The sequence below is a fragment of the Cryobacterium fucosi genome, assembly GCF_004403515.1.
GTDB lineage: Bacteria > Actinomycetota > Actinomycetes > Actinomycetales > Microbacteriaceae > Cryobacterium > Cryobacterium fucosi.
In genome coordinates this window covers 1-3000 of record NZ_SOHH01000003.1, presented here as the reverse complement: position 1 = coordinate 3000, position 3000 = coordinate 1, and the positions used below count along the sequence as shown (strand labels likewise).

The following is a 3000-nucleotide window of genomic DNA, read 5'->3' as shown; positions in this document are numbered from 1 at the left end:
GAATCCCGAGCCTCGACGTGGGACGAATCCCGAGCCTCGACGTGGGACGAATCCCGAGCCTCGACGTGGGACGAATCCCGAGCCTCGACGTGGGACGAACCCCGAGCCACGACGTGGGACGAACCCCAAGCCTCGACGTGGGACGAACCCCGAGCCACGACGTGGGACGAACCCCAAGCCTCGACGTGGGACGAACCCCAAGCCTCGACGTGGGACGAACCCCGAGCCTCGACGTGGGACGAATCCCAAGCCTCGACGTGGGACGAACCCCAAGCCACGACGTGCTTCCCAGTGCTGCTTTCGATTCGCAGCCACACACCGGCGGGTGCGTCGATGTAGATGTCGGTGGTCTTGTCGTCGGCAAGCGCCGCGTCCAGTTCGGACTGTGTTGTGACGTTCATGACTCACCACCGTCGAAATCGAAGTCAGCGGCGTCACCAGGTTCGAAATCGCCGGCGTCGTCCTCGTCGAACTCCGGGGCGTCGGGGGCCTCGTCGACCACCTCGGCCTCGACCACGTTCGCCTCCCACTCGCCCACGAGCACATGGGCGATCCGCTGCAACGACTCCGGGAGCAATTCGAGAACATACGAGCCCGGTTCAACGCCCCCGTGTTCGGCAGGTTTCAGCGCGCCCCGCTTGCCGACCTCCGCGCCCGTGTCCGTGACCAGGTACAGGCCGAATCGTGCGCCGGGCAGTGCCCTCACGATGAACGTGTACACGCCGCGCTGCTCCAACTGGAGAGGTCCCGTCCACATGTCCGGTTCCGGTGTCGGCGCCGGGAAGTCGATGTCGAGTGTCGCCGCGCCCGTCCGGGCCGACGACATGTCCGTGAGCAGGCTGACCAGCATCTGCTCCGTGATCGGGTCCAGCACCGGTTCGACCGCCAAAACCCTGACCGACGGGATCTCCATGCCCGTCTCATGGTCCACGGCACCAGTCGGTGCGTCGAAAATGACGATCGCCACCCGGGGGCGGAGCGGCTGCTCCACCAACCGTTTCCGCCACACCTCACCCTTCAACCCGTTCGCGTCACCCTCCGGGAGTTTCGCCCTCAACTTCGTGTCGCTCATTCGCCTCACCTCTCGTTAGCCCGTCTAGAACGGGAGAATCTCAATACGCAGCCACGCGCCCGGCTTCTGCCCGGCCGTCACATACCGCTTCATATGGCTGCCCGCGACCACCAGACGGTCGTCACGGAGCACACCAGCCATCACCAAGCCGTCGAACGTGGCCCGGTCGAGCTTGTCGATGTCGCCCTCGTTACCGATCGGGAACTCCCGTGTCACCGTCTTCGGCCGGTCGAACAGGTACAGCCGCCGGATACGGACCGGGTCATCGATCGGGGCATTCACCAGACCCGTGCACGTTGCCACGATCGCCAACCGCCACGGCTTGACCTTCTTCGACGCCTCGACCATCTGAACCTTCGTCGTGCCGATCTTCGAGAACCCGATCTTCGATCCCTGCGGGCCCGGCTCCCCCGGGACGAACACGGTGAACACGTGATCCCACAACACGACGGTCACGCCTTCAACGGGAGGACTGTTGGGAATGACTTGGCCCGCCGATTGCACTTCCCGCAGATAAGCTTCCCCAACTCACGCGGTGTAAAGGAGTTGAACAACTCGCGGAGGCCATCAAGATGGAATTGACAAGACATGTAGGCGAACCCGCAGCAGTTGTGCATGATGAGGAACACGGCCTCCCGGCTGCACAGGACTGGCAGCTCGCACACCTTCGCCTCGTCGAAATCGAGAGCGACGATCAGGGCCTCGTCGACGCCGACGAGCGTGTCGGTGCTCACGAGACACCGACCATCGGGTTGAACTGCACATCCGACACCATCAACGGGGCGGTGCAATGCGCGCACATCGACGGCACAGACTTGAGACGTATGCGGGTGAAACCCGTGTGCATGGTGCAGTAGATGTACTCCTCTTGGCAGCAGGTGTGCACCAGAAGCCACTCAGCCGGGTCGGTGCACTTCGGTTTGCTGCACTTCTGCGGGGCCGGGAAATCCAGTGGTTCCAGCAGCGCGTCGAGATCCTCCGTCGCGAACTGCACAGCCTCCCGGGCGAACACATCTACCCGGCGGCCCAACTCCACCCACATCGGTTCCGGATAGTCGACGTCGATCGGGTTATTACCCGACCTCCCATGAATAGTCATCGTGATTGCTCCTTTGCAATTTGGTTAGCGGCGAAGGTCGTCGGCGCGCAGCGCGAAACCCATGCCCGCGAAAGCGAAGATCATCGCGAGCAACGAGAGCCCGTCGAACACCCCCGCGCCGCGTACGAACCCGGCGACCACAAACAGGATCGACAGGACGATGCACCAGCCCGCGGCACGCATCAGGCACCCCCGGACACAGAAGAAACCCCCGTCGACTCAACCTGGGGGGAGGTCGAATCGACGGGGGCGGTCAATGCAAGAAGGGCAGCAACATCGGCGGGGTCGAAGAACATCGCGCCGGTATCGCCGTCTGCGGTGAAGATCGGAATGATCTTGCGGGCAGCCGCCCAGCGGGTGAGCGTAGATCGGTCGATGTGCAGAATGCGCGCAGCTTCCGCCGATCCAATCGCGTTTACCTTCTGTGTCTTGTGCATTTCACAACTATGCACCCTTGCACCACATTGTGCAAGATAGATTTACAATCTTTTGCACTAGTCATTGCAAGTTGCACAAGCTTGTGCAATGATCTGTGCATGAGCATCACACAGGAACACCCACAGTCCCGGCTCAGCTTCGATAAGTCCGACCGGCTCGCCAAAGCCCTCAAGATCGCCGGGATCTCGTCGAACGACATGGCGGAACACCTGCACGTGTCCCGCAACACAATCAGCAACTACATCAACGGGCGCACCGAACCCAAATACTCGCAACTGCGAGACTGGGCGCTATTCACGGGCGTGCCGCTGGAATGGATTCTTGACGGCGTCGAGACCGCAGGCAATCCTGACGGCCCCGCGAATCAATCGAAGGTACGGACAATGGATTA

At 62.2% G+C, this 3000-nt stretch carries 8 protein-coding genes; 1 reads left to right on the top strand and 7 read right to left on the bottom strand.

The window, feature by feature from the left end; all coding sequences use genetic code 11:
• From E3T48_RS17030 to E3T48_RS00045, 7 genes are all read right to left on the bottom strand, one after another.
• Window positions 1–401 (bottom strand): hypothetical protein (locus E3T48_RS17030; protein WP_206751159.1); only part of this gene is annotated, 401 nt, incomplete at its 3' end.
• Window positions 398–1072, bottom strand: coding sequence for a hypothetical protein (locus E3T48_RS00065; RefSeq protein ID WP_134521863.1), 675 nt, complete (start codon window positions 1070–1072; stop codon window positions 398–400). The genes E3T48_RS00065 and E3T48_RS17030, both read right to left, overlap by 4 nt.
• Before the next feature lie 24 nt (window positions 1073–1096).
• Window positions 1097–1504, bottom strand: a complete 408-nt coding sequence (locus E3T48_RS00060; protein ID WP_174844109.1) for a RusA family crossover junction endodeoxyribonuclease — start codon at window positions 1502–1504, stop codon at window positions 1097–1099.
• A 20-nt stretch (window positions 1505–1524) separates the two neighbouring features.
• Window positions 1525–1806 carry a hypothetical protein gene (locus E3T48_RS00055; protein WP_134521861.1) on the bottom strand — a complete coding sequence of 94 codons (282 nt, stop codon included), beginning with the start codon at window positions 1804–1806 and terminating at the stop codon, window positions 1525–1527.
• Window positions 1803–2171, bottom strand: coding sequence for a hypothetical protein (locus E3T48_RS00050; RefSeq protein ID WP_134521860.1), 369 nt, complete (start codon window positions 2169–2171; stop codon window positions 1803–1805). The genes E3T48_RS00055 and E3T48_RS00050 overlap by 4 nt, the downstream gene beginning before the upstream one ends.
• 24 nt (window positions 2172–2195) lie before the next feature.
• Window positions 2196–2354, bottom strand: a complete 159-nt coding sequence (locus E3T48_RS16565; RefSeq protein WP_166789574.1) for a hypothetical protein — start codon at window positions 2352–2354, stop codon at window positions 2196–2198.
• Window positions 2354–2608 (bottom strand): MerR family transcriptional regulator, encoded by a 255-nt coding sequence (locus tag E3T48_RS00045; protein ID WP_134521859.1) that lies wholly within the window; start codon window positions 2606–2608, stop codon window positions 2354–2356. Before E3T48_RS00045 ends, E3T48_RS16565 begins: the two co-directional genes overlap by 1 nt.
• 99 nt (window positions 2609–2707) lie before the next feature.
• On the opposite strand from E3T48_RS00045, the gene E3T48_RS00040 reads away from it, so the two are divergent.
• Window positions 2708–3000, top strand: a 293-nt coding sequence (locus E3T48_RS00040; protein WP_166789573.1) for a helix-turn-helix domain-containing protein, incomplete at its 3' end; no start/stop codon positions are given.

What these genes read in the sequence shown, in the direction of transcription:
- E3T48_RS00045 (WP_134521859.1), bottom strand. Translation starts at nt 2,608, where the DNA reads ATGCACAAGACACAGAAGGTAAACGCGATTGGATCGGCGGAAGCTGCG.
- E3T48_RS16565 (WP_166789574.1), bottom strand. Translation starts at nt 2,354, where the DNA reads ATGCGTGCCGCGGGCTGGTGCATCGTCCTGTCGATCCTGTTTGTGGTC.
- E3T48_RS00050 (WP_134521860.1), bottom strand. Translation starts at nt 2,171, where the DNA reads ATGACTATTCATGGGAGGTCGGGTAATAACCCGATCGACGTCGACTAT.
- E3T48_RS00065 (WP_134521863.1), bottom strand. Translation starts at nt 1,072, where the DNA reads ATGAGCGACACGAAGTTGAGGGCGAAACTCCCGGAGGGTGACGCGAAC.